16 protein-coding genes are annotated in these 16,510 nt (G+C 70.2%); 6 read left to right on the forward strand and 10 right to left on the reverse strand.

Annotation, left to right across the window (positions count from 1 at the left end):
• From ACGFIV_RS22860 to ACGFIV_RS22885, 6 genes are all read right to left on the reverse strand, one after another.
• Positions 1-771 (reverse strand): CocE/NonD family hydrolase (locus tag ACGFIV_RS22860; protein WP_392837642.1); only part of this gene is annotated, 771 nt, incomplete at its 3' end.
• Between the two features lie 131 nt (positions 772-902).
• On the reverse strand, positions 903-2,093 hold the full coding sequence (locus ACGFIV_RS22865) for a Glu/Leu/Phe/Val dehydrogenase dimerization domain-containing protein (protein ID WP_392837644.1): 1,191 nt from the start codon (positions 2,091-2,093) through the stop codon (positions 903-905).
• 5 nt (positions 2,094-2,098) lie between these two features.
• Positions 2,099-3,820: a thiamine pyrophosphate-binding protein gene (locus tag ACGFIV_RS22870; protein WP_392837493.1), complete on the reverse strand. Its 1,722-nt coding sequence runs from the start codon at positions 3,818-3,820 to the stop codon at positions 2,099-2,101.
• The gene (locus ACGFIV_RS22875) at positions 3,817-4,986 is read right to left on the reverse strand and encodes an acyl-CoA dehydrogenase family protein (protein ID WP_358557794.1); all 1,170 of its coding nucleotides are present in this window, start codon (positions 4,984-4,986) and stop codon (positions 3,817-3,819) included. The genes ACGFIV_RS22870 and ACGFIV_RS22875 overlap by 4 nt, the downstream gene beginning before the upstream one ends.
• Positions 4,983-5,933, reverse strand: coding sequence for a DMT family transporter (locus tag ACGFIV_RS22880; RefSeq protein WP_392837496.1), 951 nt, complete (start codon positions 5,931-5,933; stop codon positions 4,983-4,985). Before ACGFIV_RS22880 ends, ACGFIV_RS22875 begins: the two co-directional genes overlap by 4 nt.
• Positions 5,930-7,153, reverse strand: a complete 1,224-nt coding sequence (locus ACGFIV_RS22885; protein ID WP_358557800.1) for an amidohydrolase family protein — start codon at positions 7,151-7,153, stop codon at positions 5,930-5,932. Before ACGFIV_RS22885 ends, ACGFIV_RS22880 begins: the two co-directional genes overlap by 4 nt.
• Before the next feature lie 144 nt (positions 7,154-7,297).
• Between ACGFIV_RS22885 and ACGFIV_RS22890 the strand changes: the two genes are divergently transcribed.
• Positions 7,298-7,903 (forward strand): TetR family transcriptional regulator C-terminal domain-containing protein, encoded by a 606-nt coding sequence (locus ACGFIV_RS22890; RefSeq protein WP_358557803.1) that lies wholly within the window; start codon positions 7,298-7,300, stop codon positions 7,901-7,903.
• 314 nt (positions 7,904-8,217) lie between these two features.
• A complete protein-coding gene (locus tag ACGFIV_RS22895) occupies positions 8,218-8,544 on the forward strand; it encodes a hypothetical protein (RefSeq protein ID WP_358557806.1) in 327 nt (108 codons plus the stop codon).
• A 78-nt stretch (positions 8,545-8,622) separates the two neighbouring features.
• Here the strand turns inward: ACGFIV_RS22895 and ACGFIV_RS22900 are convergent, their stop codons facing one another.
• Both ACGFIV_RS22900 and aceA read right to left on the reverse strand, forming a co-directional pair.
• Positions 8,623-9,477, reverse strand: a complete 855-nt coding sequence (locus ACGFIV_RS22900; protein ID WP_392837499.1) for a hypothetical protein — start codon at positions 9,475-9,477, stop codon at positions 8,623-8,625.
• 188 nt (positions 9,478-9,665) lie between these two features.
• Entirely contained in the window at positions 9,666-10,958 is a 1,293-nt protein-coding gene (aceA, locus tag ACGFIV_RS22905; protein WP_358557812.1) for an isocitrate lyase, read from the reverse strand.
• A 368-nt stretch (positions 10,959-11,326) separates the two neighbouring features.
• Between aceA and ACGFIV_RS22910 the strand changes: the two genes are divergently transcribed.
• The gene (locus tag ACGFIV_RS22910) at positions 11,327-12,796 is read left to right on the forward strand and encodes a helix-turn-helix domain-containing protein (protein ID WP_392837502.1); all 1,470 of its coding nucleotides are present in this window, start codon (positions 11,327-11,329) and stop codon (positions 12,794-12,796) included.
• A 446-nt stretch (positions 12,797-13,242) separates the two neighbouring features.
• The gene (locus ACGFIV_RS22915; RefSeq protein WP_358557815.1) at positions 13,243-13,971 is read left to right on the forward strand and encodes a class I SAM-dependent methyltransferase; all 729 of its coding nucleotides are present in this window, start codon (positions 13,243-13,245) and stop codon (positions 13,969-13,971) included.
• A gap of 121 nt (positions 13,972-14,092) precedes the next feature.
• Here ACGFIV_RS22915 and ACGFIV_RS22920 read toward each other — a convergent pair whose 3' ends face one another.
• Both ACGFIV_RS22920 and ACGFIV_RS22925 read right to left on the reverse strand, forming a co-directional pair.
• Entirely contained in the window at positions 14,093-14,311 is a 219-nt protein-coding gene (locus ACGFIV_RS22920) for a DUF397 domain-containing protein (RefSeq protein WP_358557818.1), read from the reverse strand.
• Between the two features lie 18 nt (positions 14,312-14,329).
• Positions 14,330-15,181 (reverse strand): helix-turn-helix transcriptional regulator, encoded by an 852-nt coding sequence (locus ACGFIV_RS22925; protein WP_358557820.1) that lies wholly within the window; start codon positions 15,179-15,181, stop codon positions 14,330-14,332.
• 243 nt (positions 15,182-15,424) lie between these two features.
• Here ACGFIV_RS22925 and ACGFIV_RS22930 point away from each other — a divergent pair, with 243 nt between their 5' ends.
• Positions 15,425-15,694 carry a hypothetical protein gene (locus ACGFIV_RS22930; protein WP_392837505.1) on the forward strand — a complete coding sequence of 90 codons (270 nt, stop codon included), beginning with the start codon at positions 15,425-15,427 and terminating at the stop codon, positions 15,692-15,694.
• Between the two features lie 57 nt (positions 15,695-15,751).
• Complete coding sequence (locus ACGFIV_RS22935; protein ID WP_392837507.1) at positions 15,752-16,306, forward strand: ATP-binding protein; 555 nt, start codon at positions 15,752-15,754, stop codon at positions 16,304-16,306.
• The last annotated feature ends 204 nt before the right edge of the window (positions 16,307-16,510 follow it).

The raw sequence follows: 16,510 nt of genomic DNA on the forward strand, positions 1-16,510 counted from the left end.
CGAGCCCTGCCCGAGCGAGCCCTGCCTGGACGAGCCCTGCCCGAGCGAGCCCTGCCTGGACGAGCCCTGCCCGAGCGAGCCCTGCCTGGACGAGCCCTGCCCGAGCGAGCCCTGCCTGGACGAGCCTTGGCCGCACGAGTCCTTCCTGAGCGAGCCCTGCCGCCAGTAGGCCCCGTCGTGCCGCTCGCTCATCCAGCGCAACAGCCACGGCTCGGAGGCGTCCAGCCGCCGCAGCCACTCCTCCCGCCAGCCCTCGCCGTACACCCCGGGCACGGGAGGCAGCGCGTTCATGGCCGCCATGTAGGCCGGGTAGTCCACGAGGTCCAGCCAGCGATGGACGCCGCCCGCGTAGTGGACGTCGTCGGTGTACCGGTCGTCGGAGGCGTAGATCGAGCAGATGGCCCTGAGCGCGGGCGGCCGGGCGGCGGCCACGGACAGGGCGTTGAACCCGCTGTAGGAGGTGCCGTACATGCCGACGCCGCCGTCGCACCACTCCTGCGCCGCCAGCCAGGCGATCACCTCGCAGAGGTCCGCGACCTCGCTCGCCGGGTACTCGTCCTCGGGCACCCCCTCGCTCGAACCCGTGCCGCGCACGTCCACCCGGCACACCGCGTACCCGTGCTCGGCCGCCAGCCTCTCGTACTCGGGGCGATAGCCGTACGTCACGTCGTCCTTGCGGTACGGCAGCGCTTCCAGCAGGCAGGGCGCCGGTAGCCGTTCGGGCAGGTACAGCGTGGCCGCGAGCCTGGTCCCGTCCGCGAGCCCGATCATCGTCAGCACCGCTCCCCCTCCACGACGCGCGCCGCTCTCAACAGCCTGCTCCCCATCGGGAACGGCCCCCGTCACCACGGACTCCGCTTCCGGAGCGGCCCCGTCACCGCTCCCCTTCCGGAGCGGCCCCGTCACCGCGCGCTCCCCTCCTGACCGGCCCCCGTCATCGCATGGTCTTCCGCGGAAGGTACGCGACCGCTGAGCGCGTACGCGACCTCTCGGGGCGTCCTTCCGGTACGTCCGGCCTCGTCCAGGACCTCGCCCACGACGCGCCGCATCCACGAGCGGATCTTGCCGAAGGCGCCCCCGGCCTGCGCGGGGATGTCCCCGAACAGGGTCCACCACCACCAGGAGTTGGTCGCCGAGTTGGCCACGACATCGGGGACGACCAGCACGCCGCGCTCGCGCAGCAGTTCCTCCGCCCCGGCGGTGACCGGGCAGTTCGCGGCCTCGACGATCAGCCGGGCGCGCACGCGGGCGGCCTCGGGCACGTCGACGCAGTAGGAGACTGCGGCGGGGATCAGCACGTCGCAGCCGACGTCCAGCCACCTGTCCCCCGGCAGCTCGTGGTCGTCCTCGCGCAGGCGCGTACGGTCCATGCGCCCGTGCGCGTCCCGGCTGAGCAGCAGGGTCTCCACGTCCAGCCCGGCCGGGTTGACGACCAGGCCCTCGGTGTCGCTGATGCCGACGATCCGCACCCCGGCCCGCGAGAGGAACCTGGCCGTGGCCCCGCCCATCGACCCGAAACCCTGGACGACGGCCGTGGCGTCCCGCAGCCCGAGATGCTCGATGGCGGTGAGCGCCGCCTCGGCCACGCCGCACCCGCCCGCGAGGTCGCCCAGCCCGATGCCGTCCACCTCCACGGCGAACGCGGCGTCGAGCCTGGCCAGAGCCGCGTCGGCGTCGTCCAGCAGCGGCAGCACCGCGTCGATGGAGGTGCGCAGCCCCGCCTCGCGGCAGGCCGCGTCGATCGAGTCCTGGCGCAGGCCGAGGTCCTCGCCGGTCGCCCAGTACGTCTGCAGGAGGGGCTTCATCGCCGCGATGTACCGCCGCAGGAGCCCGTCCGCCTCCGGGTCGAGCGGATCGCAGTCGATCCCGCCCTTGGCCCCGCCGAGCGGCTGGTACAGGTTGCCCGGCTCGTAGGCGAGCGCCTCCTTGTGGCTCATCCCGCGCGCGAGGTCGGCGACCTCGGCCAGGGTCACGCCCTCGCGCATCCGCAGGCCGCCGCTGCCGACCCCGCGTCCCAGCCGGTCGATCACCACGTAGCCGTGGCGGCCGGTGACCTCGTCTGTCCACACGACCTGCAGGAACGGCTGCGGCATGGGGGTCACTGGCTCTCCTTGACGACGATGACGGTCGGGACGGGGGCGCGCACCGCTTCTCGTACGGCCCCACGCAGCTCGCCGGGGGTGCCGGCGGCGAGACCCCGCGCCCCGTAGGCGCGGGCGAGCAGGACGAAGTCGGGCGCGTGCAGGTCCACGGCGACCGACGGCATTCCGCGCTCGGCCATCTCGGCGCGGATCTCGCCGTAACCGCCGTTGACCGACACGACGATCGGAAGCGAGAGGCCGAGCTCCACGGCGGTGGCCAGCTCCTGCAGGCTGAACTGGAACGCCCCGTCTCCGGCGAGCACGGCCACGGGCGTGCCGGGACGCGCGACGGCGGCGCCGATCCCGGCGGGCAGCGCGAACCCGAGCGTGCCGTAGCCGGTGGGGAACAGGAACCTGCCGGGCGGGTCCAGCGGCAGGCCGCCTAGGGCGCCGTAGTAGCACATCATCGAGTTGTCCGCGACGACGATCGTCTCCGGTGGCAGCGCCTCGCGCAGGGCCGTGAGGTGGCCCGCCCACCTGCGCGTGAGCACTCTCAGCTCGGCGTCGCGCGCGTGCCACGGCGCGGGGCCCGGCTCGGACGACGCGACGTGGGCGGGTCCCAGGCGTTCGAGCAGGCCGTGCAGCGCCTCGCCCGCGTCGCCCACGACGGGCACCGCCGCGACGTGGTCCCCGTGCATCTGGCCGGGATCGACGTCGACCCGGATGAGGGTGCCGTCCAGCCGGAAGTCGTCCACCCACAGGTCGGAAGGCGCCAGCTCGGTGCCCGCCGCGAGGACCACGTCGCACCCGGCCAGCCACTCGCGTACGGCCGCCAGGTGCAGGGTGGCGCCGAGGCACAGCGGGTGGCTCTCGGGGACGGCGCCCTTCCCGTTCGCCGTGGTGACGATCGGCGCCCCGAGCACCTCCGCCAGCTCCACCGCGAGCCCGCCGGGCGACCCCGTACGGGCGGGCGGGTGCGGCCCGTCCGTACGGGCGGCGGGGTGCGGCCCGTCCGTACGGGCGCGCTCCGGTGGCAGGGGCTGGTCATGTGCCTGCGGGTGGCAGCCGCCGCCGAGGACGATGGCGGGGCGGCGGGCGGTGCGGAGGGCGGCGGCGGCCAGGTCAAGGGCGGCGGGGTCGGGTGCGCGGCGGGACAGCCGGAGCGGGGGGCCGAGCCCGGCGGTGCCCTCGGCGTCGAGCAGGTCGACCGGGATCTCGATGTGGACGGGCCGGGGACGTCCCTCCCCGAAGAAGGCGAACGCGCGCGCGACCGCCGCCGGGATCTCCGCGACCGAGGTCACCCGGTGGCTCCAGGCGCACACCGCGTCGAGGGCACGGGACTGGTCCTTGCTCTCGTGCAGGTACCCGCGGCCCTGGCGGGGATGCGAGGACGGGACGCCTGGCGAGACCAGCAGCACGGGCACCGAGTCGGAGTAGGCCTGGGCGAGCGCGGTCGCGGCGTTGAGGGCCGCGGGGCCCGTCGTGGTGACGGCCACGCCGGGACGGCCGCCCGCGCGGGCGTACCCGTCGGCGGCGTACCCGGCCCCCTGCTCGTGCCGGGGCGTCACGCAGCGGATCCCGGCCTTGACGAGCTCCTGGTAGACGGCCAGGTTGTGGGTGCCGGGGATCCCGAAGACGGTGTCCACCCCGTACGAGGCGAGCGCGGCCACCAGCGCCCCCGCTCCCGTGACACCGGGGCCGCCCGTGGCGGTGGGGCCGGGGTCTCCAGGGGCGGTCATGCGTTCCTCGCCAGGGAGCGGGAGATGATCAGGCGCTGGATGTCGGAGGTGCCTTCCTCGATCTCCTCCAGCTTGGCGTCCCGCATCCACTTCTCCACCAGGTACTCGCGGGAGTAGCCCCAGCCGCCGTGGGTCTGGACCGCCGCCCAGGTACACCACATGGCGTTCTCCGAGGCGGTCAGCTTGGCGATCGCGGACTCTTCCGCCACAGGCTCCCCCGCGTCGTACAGCGCCGCAGCCCGCATGGTGACAAGATGCGAAATATCGGCTTTAGCGGCCATATCGGCGAGCCGGAACGCCACCGCCTGATGCTCGATGATCTTCACCCCGAACTGCTCACGGTCCCGCGCGTACGCGAGCGAGGCGTCCAGGGCCGCGCGCGCCAGGCCCGTACAGGCGGCGCCGATCAGGATCCGGGAGGCGTCGAAGGTGCGCATCAGCCCGTAGAACCCCTGCCCCTCCTCGCCGAGCCGGTTCTCCACGGGCACCCGCACGTCGTCCAGGAACAGCTCGGCGCAGGCGATGCCGCGCTGGCCCATCTTCGGCATCGGGGTGCCGACCGTGAATCCCTCCGTGCCGCGCTCGACCACGAACGCCGTGATCCCGCGCGACCGCGTCCCGGGCGCGACCGTCGCGAACACCACGAACAGGTCCGCGTACGGGCCGTTGGAGATCCACGCCTTCGAGCCGGTGAGGAGGTAGGAGTCGCCGTCGCGCACGGCCCGCGTCGTCAGCGAGGCCGCGTCCGATCCCACACCGGGCTCGGTGACCGCGAGCGCCGTCAGCGGCGGGACACCGGTACAGAGCGGGGCGAGGAAGCGGCGCTTCTGCTCCTCGGTGCCGAGCTCCAGCACCGGGGCCGCGAAGAAGCCGTTGGAGGTGACCAGGTTCCCGATCGACACGTCACCGTGGCACAGCTCCTCCTGGATGAGGCACTGGGTCACCAGGTCCGCCACGCCCCCGCCGCCGTACTCCTCGGGCAGCATGTAGGAGGTCAGGCCCGCCTTGGCGGCCTTGTCCCAGATGTCGCGGGGCAGTTCGTGGTCGGCCTCGTCCACCTCGCGGGCGCGCGGCCTGATCTCCGCGGCGGCGAACTCGCGCGCCAGCCGTACGAAGTCCCGTTGCTCCTCGGTCAGTGCCGATCCGCTGCGTATGGGGCGAGTCATGGCGTTTCTCCTCCGGGGACGGGGGTGAGCGGGCGAAGGGGAGGCGCCGGGGCGGCGCGTGCGGGCACGGCGACCAGGACCATCGCCACCAGCAGGCATCCGCCGCCCACCAGCAGCGACCACCCGGCCGCCTCGCCCCACAGCAGCACGGCGAAGGCGGTCGCCCACAGCGGCTCGACCGACATGACGACGGCGGCGGTGGTCGAGGGCACGTGGGACTGCGCCCAGGTCTGCGCCAGGAAGGACAGCGCCCCGGCGGCGGTCGCCAGGTACACGAGGCCCGCCCAGTCCCCCGGCGACCCCGGCACGGCGATGCCGCCGGGCGCCGCCGCGACCGTCAGCACGCAGGCCAGCGTGCCGATCTGGACCAGCGTCAGCGCGTAGGCCTCCTCGGAACGGCTCCACCGGCCGAGCGCGACGACGTGGACCGCGTACAGGGCGGCGGACACCAGCGTGAGCGTCAGCCCGGCGCCCGGGATGGGCCCCCCGCCTCCCCCGGCCATCAGCATGAACGCGGCGAGCCCGGCGACGGTCAGCCCCACGGCCGTCCAGGCCCGCGTGGTGATCCTCGTGCGGAACCACATCAGCCCGAGCAGCGGGGTCATGACGACGTAGGAGCCGGTGACGAATCCGGAGACGAAGGACGGCAGCGTCGTGAGCCCGTACGTCTGGGTGACCAGCGCCGCGCTGTACACGAGCCCGAGCCCGACGCCGGCCCGCCAGGCCCGGGGGGCGAGCCCGCGCAGGGCCCCGGGGCGGATCGCGAGGAGCAGCGCCGCCGACATCAGGTAGCGCACGGCGAGCAGGTCCGTCACGGGCAGCCGGGTGACCATGTCCTTGACCAGGGGAAAGGTGGTGCCCCACACGGCCGTCACGCCCAGCAGCGCGGCGACGCCCGCGAGGTGCCGCGCGGCACGCGGCTCCAGAAGGCCTTCGCGGGCCTTCACCGCAGGTCGTTCCTCAGGATGGCGCCGTTCTTCATGACGAAGGCGACCTCGGTGAAGGCGCCGACGTCGAAGGGACCCCGGACGGCGATCAGGTCGGCGTACTTGCCCGGCGCGACCGAGCCGACCCTGTCCTCCCAGCCCATGCACTCGGCTCCGGTCAGCGTGGCGGCGCGCAGCGCGCCCATCGGGCTCATGCCGTACTCGACCATCGTGCGCAGTTGCCGCGCCTGCATGCCGTGCGGGAAGCCTCCCGCGTCGGTGCCGAAGCCGATCCTGACCCCGGCGCGCACCGCCTTGGCGAACGCCTCGCGCTGCGCCTCCGCGGTCTCGTCGTTCTTGCGCAGCCCTTCGGCGTCGAAGCCGTTGGTCGCGGCGGTCTCACGGATCCAGTCGGCCCACCAGATGTCGGCGGACAGGTAGGTGCCGTGCTCCAGCATGAGCTCGATGCCCTCGTCGTCCAGGTAGCAGGCGTGCTCGATCGAGCGCACCCCGGCCCTGACGGCCATCTTGACACCCTCGGCGCCGTGGGCGTGGGCCGCGACGTGCGCGCCGTACCAGGATGCCTCCTGGACGGCGGCGCGCATCTGCTCCTCGGTGAGCTCGGGAGCGCCGGGCACGGTCCCCGCGGCCATCACCGCGCCCGTCGCGATGAGCTTGATCAGGTCGGCCCCGCCGTGCAGGATCTCGCGGACCCGCTCGCGCACGTCGTCCACGGTGCGTACGGACCCGAACCGCAGGTCGCGGGGAAGCTCGATGTCGTGGGCCAGACCGGTGATCATGCCGCCGCCGGACGACACCGTGACGTAGGCCCCGGCGACGGCCATGCGGGGCCCGATGACCGTGCCGTCGTCGATCGCGTCACGCAGGGCCGTGTCGACGAAGGCCCGGAAGGTGCCGACGTCGCGCACCGTCGTGAAGCCCGCGAGCACGGTGTCGCGTGCGTTGCGCACGCCGGCGAGGGCCTGCCGCGCGGCGCTGAGCTTCAGCTCCTGGACGAAATCGGCGCAGGCCGCGCCCCCGACCAGATGGGTGTGCAGGTCGATGAGGCCGGGCGCGAGGGTCACGTCGCCGAGGTCGGCGATCTCCACGCCCTCGGGGACGGGGGCCGTCCCGGGCAGGACCGCGGCGATCCTCTCGCCCTCCACGAGCACCGTCTGGTCGTCCCGTACGTGACCGGCCTCGACATCCACGAGCCGCGCGCATCGCAACGCGATCGCCATCAGAGATCCCTCCCACGCGTTTCCTGAGTCGCAACTCAAACACATCGGTGCTGAGCATGACAATGGGTGATTTGACTAAGTCGCGCCTCAGCTTTCGCGAGACAATTCCCGCTGTCGGCGCGCCAGGCGCGCTAGGGTTCCCCTGTGGCACGAGGATTCGGCCGGATACGTCGCGAAGATCTGCTCAGGACAGCCTGTGAAGTGATCACCGCGCAGGGCTTCGGGCACACGCGCACCGTCGACATCGCCCAGGCGGCCGGGGTCAGCCAGGGGCTGCTCTTCTACCACTTCGAGACCAAGGACAACCTGTTCGCGCAGGCGTTCGCGTACGCCGCGCAGCGCGACCTCGACGCGCTCACCAAGCTGGAGGAGGCGGGCGGTCCGCCGCTCGACCGGCTGCGCGACCTGCTCAAGCTCTACTCCCCCAGCGGCAAGTCCAAGTCGTGGGCGCTGTGGATCGACGCCTGGTCGGAGTCGCTGCGCGGCACCGCGCTCGAAGAGGTGTCCCGCACGATCGACCTGCGCTGGAAGCAGGCGCTGCGCACGATCCTCGACGACGGCATCGCCGAGGGGATCTTCCGGTGCCCCGACCCCGACGCCGCCACGTGGCGCATCGTGTCCCTCATCGACGGGCTCGCCGTCCAGGCCACCGTGCACAAGCGCGTGCTCACCCGCGCCCGCCTGGCCGAGCTGGTCCGTACGGCCACGGCCACCGAGCTCGGCATCTCCCCCGACGCCCTGGCGAGCTGACCCGGCGCCCGCGCCCAGGCCCCGTGATCGCGGTGGGGACCGGACGGGCCGCCGTTCCGGAAGCCCCGTGGTGTCCAGCGGCGGACTGGCAGGAAGCGGTCACCGGAGCGCAACTTGCTGCCTTTGATTCATCTGGTCCGCGGGCCGTGGAAACCGCAGAGTTGTTCTTGCGAGGACAAAATCCACAGCCGCAGGAAAAGAGCCCGAGAAATGAAGAACCCGATCGTCGCCCCGGCCCCTCCCAGGCCCGGCACCACCTGGGACGCGCCTTTCCCCTCCGACGGAAACCCCTGGAACTGAGGGGACACGCAGCGATGCTGGTCGTTCTGACGCTGCGCCGTATCATTGGAAAGCCGTCGGGCGAACCGCCGCTCGACGGAGAACGGATGCTCGCGCTGTTACCGCGACAATGGCGTAAGGATTTCAGGGAGGGCTCCGGATACATCGCCATCCGAATTCACACCGACGAGGACATCACCACCGCCCAGATACGCGCGCAGGTGGTCGCCGTTCTCACCAATCCGGAGGTCACCCGCTGGCGGCTGGTCTCCTGCGAGACCCTGACACACCACCAGAACCCCAAGAGAGGAAACCCGGCCACCATCACCCGGCACACGACCCAGCGCGCCCAGTGGAACTGACGTCGCGGGGCAGTGGGGGTCGTGGGCACCTGCCCCGGTGCGACTGAGGCCCGGAATGGCGGTGCGACGCCTGGTCACTCACATGTGGAGCGGGTAGCCCCGGGTGTCGAGGTCGAGGGCGAGGACTTCGCGGCGGTTGTGGCCGGCGAAGGTCACCTGTGGCCAGTCGCCGAACCGGCCGGCGGTGCCGGCGGGGATGCCATGTCCGGGGACGACGATGCGCTCCAGATGCGCCAGGTGCCGCCGATGCCCGAGGAGGGCGGGAAAGCCGAACGGGCCGGGGTGGTTGACCTTCCACAGGTCGAGGGTGGCCAGCCGTGCGACGACCGGAGAGCGGCTCAGCGTCGCGATATCCACGTGGGTTTCCCACAGTGCGAGATGGCGGAGGGCGGGCAGGGCGAGACCGGACAGCGTGTCGACCAGGGTCCACAGACACAGGTGGGTGAGGCGGTCGGTGGCGGAGAAGAAGCGCAGGACCGGGTCGAGGTGAGCGGTGCCGCCCCAGGTGCGGAGGAGCAGGTGGTCGTCCAGCAGACCGTAGAAGTTCACCTGGGAGTCGACCCGCTCGATCGCCTCGCGCTCCGCGTGCCGCGCGGCCTGATCGTCCTCCCACAGGCGCAGCGCCTGCGCCTGGATCAGCGCGCCTGTCGCACCGCCGATCATCGCCGCGAACGCGAAGGCGTAGCCGGCGTCGTCCGCCGGGGTGCCCAGCACGCAGGGCGACGCCGCCTGCGGGCGTGGGGAGTAGCCGTCGGCGGCGTAGCGGTCGGCGGCCAGTTCGAAGTGTACGGCGGCGACGTCCTCGTCCACCTGGTCGATCAGCACCTCGACCCGGCTCCCACGACGCTCGCTGACCCGCGATCCCTGGCGTCGCAGCTCCACGTCCTCGCCGTGCGGATCGGCCAGCCGCATCGTCACATCGGGGGCGATCACGGTGGGATTATCCCTGATCGCAGCCGGACATACGCGGGCATGGTGCGCGGGTCCGTCCGGAGGGGGCCGCTGCCCAAGGCGGATCTTTACCGGACGAACCCGCGGTTCAGGGGTCCCGATCCCGGACGGTGCCGTGGACGGCCCGGGATCGCGTGCGGGTGGGCGCCGTGCGGCGCCTCCCGTGGTTCTCAGTGCGTGCTGGCGAACTGCTCGGCCTCGGTGGAGCCCTTGAGCGCCACCGTCGAGGAGTCCGGCGCGACGGCCGTGCTGATCAGGTCGAAGTACCCGGTGCCGACCTCCCGCTGGTGGCGGGTGGCGGTGTAGCCCCGCGCCTCGGCGGCGAACTCGGCCTCCTGCAGCTCGACGTACGCCGTCATGCCCTCGTCGGCGTAGCCGCGTGCCAGCTCGAACATCGAGTGGTTCAGCGAGTGGAAGCCCGCCAGGGTGATGAACTGGAAGGTGTAGCCCATGTGGCCCAGCTCTCGCTGGAACTTGGCGATGGTGGAGTCGTCCAGGTGCTGCTTCCAGTTGAACGACGGTGAGCAGTTGTAGGCGAGCATCTGGTCGGGGTACTCGGCCTTGATCGCCTCGGCGAACCGCCGCGCCACGTCCAGGTCGGGCGTGGAGGTCTCCATCCACAGCAGGTCGGAGTACGGCGTGTAGGCGAGCCCGCGCGCGATGCAGGCGTCCACCCCGTTGCGCACCCGGTAGAAGCCCTCGGCCGTACGGTCGCCGGTGGTGAAGGCCTGGTCGCGGGGATCGACGTCGCTGGTCAGGAGCGTCGCGGCCTGGGCGTCGGTCCGAGCGATGATCAGGGTGGGCACGTCGCACACGTCCGCCGCGAGGCGCGCGGCGTTGAGGGTCTTGATGTGCTGGCCGGTGGGGATCAGCACCTTGCCGCCGAGGTGGCCGCACTTCTTCTCCGAGGCGAGCTGGTCCTCCCAGTGCACCCCCGCCGCTCCTGCGGCGATCATGCCCTTCATGAGCTCGAAGGCGTTGAGGACGCCTCCGAAGCCGGCCTCGGCGTCGGCCACGATGGGCGCCAGCCAGTGCGGGGCCTTGGCGTCACCCTCGGACCAGGTGATCTGGTCTGCCCGGAGCAGGGCGTTGTTGATGCGGCGCACCACGGCCGGGACCGAGTTGGCCGGGTACAGGCTCTGGTCGGGGTAGGTCTGGCCGCCGAGGTTGGCGTCCGCCGCCACCTGCCATCCGGACAGGTAGATGGCCTTCAGCCCCGCCTTGACCTGCTGCACGGCCTGGTTGCCGGTCAGGGCGCCCAGCGCGTGCACGTACTCCTCGTTCTGCAGCAAGGACCACAACCGCTCGGCGCCAAGCCGTGCGAGAGTGTGCTCTTCCTGGACGGAACCGCGCAATCGAACGACGTCTTCGGCCGTATAGGTCCTCTCGACGTTCTTCCAGCGCGGGTTGCTCTCCCACTCTCGCCGCAGCTCGTCTGCAGCTCCCTTGAGGCGATCTTTCATTTTGACTCCTTTGGCGTCCTCTGGGCGCTTGCTTCGAGTCTGCGTTGGATCGGTGATCAGCGGCAAGGTTGATCGAGAGAAATATGCCTGATGTTTCGGGAAAAGTGAATACTCGCCGGTATTTTGCTGGCAAGAAATGCAAAGTTTTCATTATGGACTAGACCAATTCCTGTGACGCGGGTCACGCGAGAGCCGCGCCCCATATCGTGATTTATGCCGACAAATCAGGATGTTTCGCACAGGCAGTGATCTTCGCCGGCGGGTCAACGGCGGCATGACCCCAGCCGGACCCGTACCGACGCGGCCGTACGGCCGGACCTGGCGCGGTCGGGTGGAAGATGTGGCGAAATTGCGCTTAGGATCGTGGTATGGCGTCCTTGGTGGGAGAAGAACCGCTGTCTTTGACGCAGGAGCTCGACCTCCTCGCGTTCGGCCAGCGCCTGAGGCATCTGCGCAAGCAGCGCGGCCTCACCCTGTCCGAGCTCGGCGAGCGCGTCGGACGGGCGCCCAGCCAGCTCTCCCTCCTGGAGAACGGCAAGCGCGAGCCCAAGCTGTCGCTGCTGAAGTCGCTCGCCGCCGCGCTCACCGTGCCGGTGGAGGAGCTGCTGCGCCGGCAGGCCCCCAACCGCCGCGCCCAGCTGGAGATCGCCCTTGAGGAGGCGCAGCGCGACCCGATCTACGCCTCCCTCGGCCTGCCCCGGCTGAAGGTCTCCGCCCGAGTCCCCAACGACGTGCTGGAACACATCCTCGGCCTGTACGAGGAGCTGCGCTCGCGGCAGGCCAAGGGCACGGCGACGCCGGAGGAGGCCAGGGCCGCCAACGCCGAGCTCCGGCGCAAGCAGCGCGAGCAGGGCAACTACTTCGCCGAGATCGAGGCCGCCGCCGCCGAGGCGCTCGCGGCCGTGGGCTACCGTACGGGCGCGCTGTCGGCGGGCACCGTCCAGGCGCTCGTCACCCACTTCGGCTACGCGGTGCAGACCGCGCAGGACCTGCCCCGCTCGGTGCGGTCGATCACCGACCTGCGCAACCGCCGCATCTACGTCAAGCACGAGCAGCTCGGCATGCACACCCCGCGCACGATCCTGCTGCAGACCCTCGGCCACCTCGCGCTCGGCCACCACAAGCCCCGCGACTTCGCCGACTTCCTGCGGCAGCGCACCGAGGCCAACTACTTCGCCGCCGCCGTGCTGGTGCCCGAGACCGCGGCCGTGCCCTACCTCAAGGAGGCCAAGCAGGACCGGGCGCTGTCGGTCGAGGACCTGCGGGACGTGTTCGCGGTCTCGTACGAGATGGCCGCGCACCGCTTCACCAACCTGGCCACCCACCATCTCGACCTGGTCTGCCACTTCGTGCGCAACAACGCGGGCGGCATCATCTACAAGGCGTACGAGAACGACGGCATCGTGTTCCCCGCCGACGAGCAGGGGGCCATCGAGGGGCAGCGCATGTGCCTGCAGTGGTCGGGGCGGCAGGTGTTCCTCTCCCCGGACCGCTTCTCCGTCTACCACCAGTACTCGGACTCGCCGACCGGCACGTACTTCTGCAGCGCCCACGTGGATCCCTCGCGCGAGCGCGACTTCGCGATCACGCTCGGCGTGCCGTACAAGGAGTCCCGCTGGTTCCGTGGCAGGGACACCACCAACAGGTCCAAGTCGAACTGCCCGACGGGGGACTGCTGCCGCCGGCCCCCCGCCGAGCTGACGCAGCGCTGGGAGGGTTACGCATGGCCCTCGGCCCGCGCGAACTCCCACGTGCTCGCCGCACTGCCCCCCGGGTCCTTCCCCGGCGTCGACGAGGCCGACGTCTACTCGTTCCTCGAACGCCACGCGGGCGTCTGATCGCCCCACCGGCGGCGTCGTGCTGACCGACCGCTGCGACGCGCCGTGCTGGACGCGCCCTCCCAGGTCGCGCGAGGGTCGGTGACCCATTGACAGGAAAGCGCGGACCCTGCATCTTTGCAATGACAAGTTCGGCGTGCGGAAACAGCCTGCGGAGGTTTCCGCTACCGGTCGTCCCCGTGCAGATGTTCGGCCCGGTGTCGCCTGGTGATCGCGCAGGACAGGGTCGCGCGCGAGATCATGATCGACACCGCTCGCTTCGCCAACTACATCGGCATGGGGCGCTGGCAGCGCCCTGAAGAAAGATCATCAAAATGCGCTCTTTGTGGAAGATGCCGTTGATCGCGGCCCGCGATCGACGGTCCCCCGCCGGCAGAACGCGAATCCCCGAACCCATGGTCATGGACGACCCGGAATCCGTCGCGCAGTTTCACCATGGCGGCGTCATGGGGAGCGGATTCCGTTCGGTGTACGACCTCAACGCGCGGGCGCTGAATGTCCTGCTCCCGAAGGGCGGGAGGCTGCTGGACCTGGGCTCAGGCTCCGGCCAGGCCCTCGCCTACCTCGCCGGAAGACGCCCTGACGTCACCATCACCGGTCTGGATCTCTCGCCCACCATGCTGTCGACCGGACGCGCCATGCTCAGGTCGGAGCACCTTGACAAGCGCGTGAGCCTCGTGCGGGCCGACATCACGGCGATCCCCGATGAGATCGCGGAGCAGCACTGGGACGCGGTCTCCTGCGTCTGGACGCTCCACCAGCTACCGGACGTCGAAATCCTGTCCGCCGCGCTGCGGCAGATCTCCGTTCTCCGGAAGTCGCACGGCGCGGCGGTGTGGATCCTCGATTTCCAGCGCCTGCGCGACCCCCGCACGATGCCCGACGTGATCGACGTGGCCGAACCGGGGTATCCCGCGAAGCTGCGGCAGGACGGCATCGACAGCGAGGCCGCGGCCTTCACGCGGGACGAGCTCCAGTCCCACCTGGCGTCCGCCGGGCTCGGGGACCTCGAATCGGGACTCGCCTCTCCGATTCCGTACCTGCATGCCTTCTGGAGTCCGGGCGCCGAGCGCAAGCCTCAGGACGAAACACTCTGGAACGACCTTCGCCAAACGGGCCGTGCGCGCCTGGACACCGCGCTGCTGCGACGTGGATTCCACCCACGGCCGTTCTGACGCCCGGGGCCGGCCCGCCGAGCCGCTGCTCGGCGGTCACCGGCGCCGCGTGCCGATGGTCCTCTTCAAGCAGCATCAGGCCCCTGTCCGAATCGGCACGCACAGGCCCGGCGGCGCCTTCCTACTGAAAGTCGAACTCGTCGGCGCGAACGCCGGCCAGGAAGGCGTCCCACTCGGCCCGGGTGTAGATGATCACCGGCCCCTCAGGCTGACGACTGTGCCGCACCGCGATCCGCCCACTCCCATCCAGCAACGGACCAGCCTCGACGCAGTTAGGACCACCATCCGGGCTGAAGCTACTGATGTGCCACGCTGCTAAGGGTTCGTACTGAGAGGTCATCAGTTTCCTCGCCTGAGACTACGTCAGCCCATCGACAATATTTTGAATCAACTTGCTTGACTCTGATAGATCCAGAGCGTCCGCTCGGATGTGTTCGAGCTTCAGCATAAACCGCCGCACTTCACTCGTCTCCACGTAAATACCTCCCCCAGGCGTATCCATGTAGGCCACCTCAGGGTATGGCTCCGGCATGTCGAAGATCCTAAATGCCCCCTCCGGGCTTGCATGCGCGCCGGAGGAAAAGGGCAAGACGCGGATCTCGATGTGAGGACGTTCGGTCAGCGCAAGAAGATGCTCAAGCTGGGCCTTGAGCACGGCCTGGCCCCCTTGGCATCGGTGCAGGACGCTTTCATCCAAGATCGCCTCGATGTATGGCGGCTCGGGATCCGTGAGGATCTGCTGGCGGGTGAGACGGAACCGGATACCAGAGGTGATCTGGATCGGGGAGGAGTCGACGATGGCCGCCTGAACGGCCTCCATGTACGGGCGGGTCTGGAGCAACCCTGGAATCACCAGCGCGTCGAACGAACAGATTCGGCTGGCGCGGGATTCGACCCAGGCGTAGTCGACCATGACTTTGGACAGGTCCTCTGAGTAACCGTCCCACCAGCCGCTCTGCCACACCTCCCCCGCCAGTTTGAGCAGCCCGTCCCGGCGGCGTGCTTCGGTGACACCGTACAGATCCAGCATCGCGAGCACATCCGGGGTCCTCGCGGGATAGATCCCAGCCTCTATGCGGCTCACAGTTCCACCATCGCGCTGGATGAACCCACCGGCCTCCTTGAGTGTGAGACCGCTCATCTCTCGCAGTTCTCGTAGCTCCCGCCCGAGCCATTGCGCTCGCAAGGTTAGCGCTCGCTTCGCGTTCATAGGTACTGCACCCCTTGTCACGATTTTGGGTTATAGATTCCGCTTCCGGCCAATACAAATTTGTCTTTTTATGCGAATGACCTCGCATGACTGCCTCAGACATGTCATCTTCAGTGACGGATCGTACACACAGAGTTGCGTCCCCGATGTCGGTCCGAAGAAGTGGGGCATTGGACCTGTTATGACAAGGAGGCGAATCCATGGACGCCGATCAACCCTCTCGGTGTCCCAAGGACCCGGCGCATGACCAGGCCATGCTTGCTGGTACGGACGCTCAATCGGCGGTTCGAGGGGTGGAGCGTCTGGTACGGCGAAGCGACCGGGCGCTGGTGGGCGGTCGGACCGCGATGGGGTCACGGCCTGGCGGGGCTGGTCGAGGCGGGCACCCCGGAGGAACTGGTCCTGCGCATGAACCGGATCGAGCAGTCCTATCCCTACACCGCATGCGACCCACCCGCTGACCCCCGCGAGCTGCCCGGACCGCCACCGGCAGACCAACGCCCTCGACGCTGATCAACCTCACACGGTTCTGGAACGTTCCTCAGCACAGAACAGAAAGGGAAGTATCCGATGATCGCGATGCGTCCTCGCGCACTGGCCTCGGCCCTCGGCGGCATCACCGCGTTCCTGCGCTCGACTCCCAAGCCCACCCAGGGCTCCGCCCCGAAGTCCACTTCGGCTCCGGCACCTGCCGCACAGGCACGAACGCTCTCCGGTCCCGCCGCGCTCGCTGGCCTCCCGACGCTCTCCCGTCGGTTCGCTCCCTCGGCCTCCCAGGTGAAACCCGCCCGCGCGTTCGTCGCCGGTCTCCTCGGTGACGAACACCCCTGCCTGGACGACGCCATGCTCCTCACCAGCGAGCTCGCGGCCAACGTCGTACGGCATGCCGTCGAGCGCGAGTTCCTCGTTTCGGTGGCCTTCCCGGGCACCGCGGTGATGGTCACGGTCGAGGACGGCGGCTCGTCCAAGATCCCCCATCTGAGAAGGCCCGCCGACGACGAGACCGATGGCCGTGGCCTCGCGCTCGTCGACACCCTCGCGTCCCGCTGGGGCTTCGAACGCCGCCCCACCGGCACCCTCGTCTGGTTCGAACTCGCCCACCCCACCCCCGACCATACGTACTGACCCGGCCGCTGTCCGGCACGTCGCGCGGGCGCGGGCGCGGAAGGAAGAAACCAGGCATGGGGGCGACGTGCCTCACGGTCCCCTGCTCTGCCAGCGGGTCATCCTTTCGGGTTCGTGGCGTTTCTCGAGCGGTCACAGCGGCTGTGGTGGTCGATCGATAGAGTTGGGACGGATCTGGTTCCACCGCGAAAGGCTCAAGATCAC

It is taken from the genome of Sphaerisporangium sp. NPDC049003, assembly GCF_043197795.1.
Lineage (GTDB): Bacteria > Actinomycetota > Actinomycetes > Streptosporangiales > Streptosporangiaceae > Sphaerisporangium.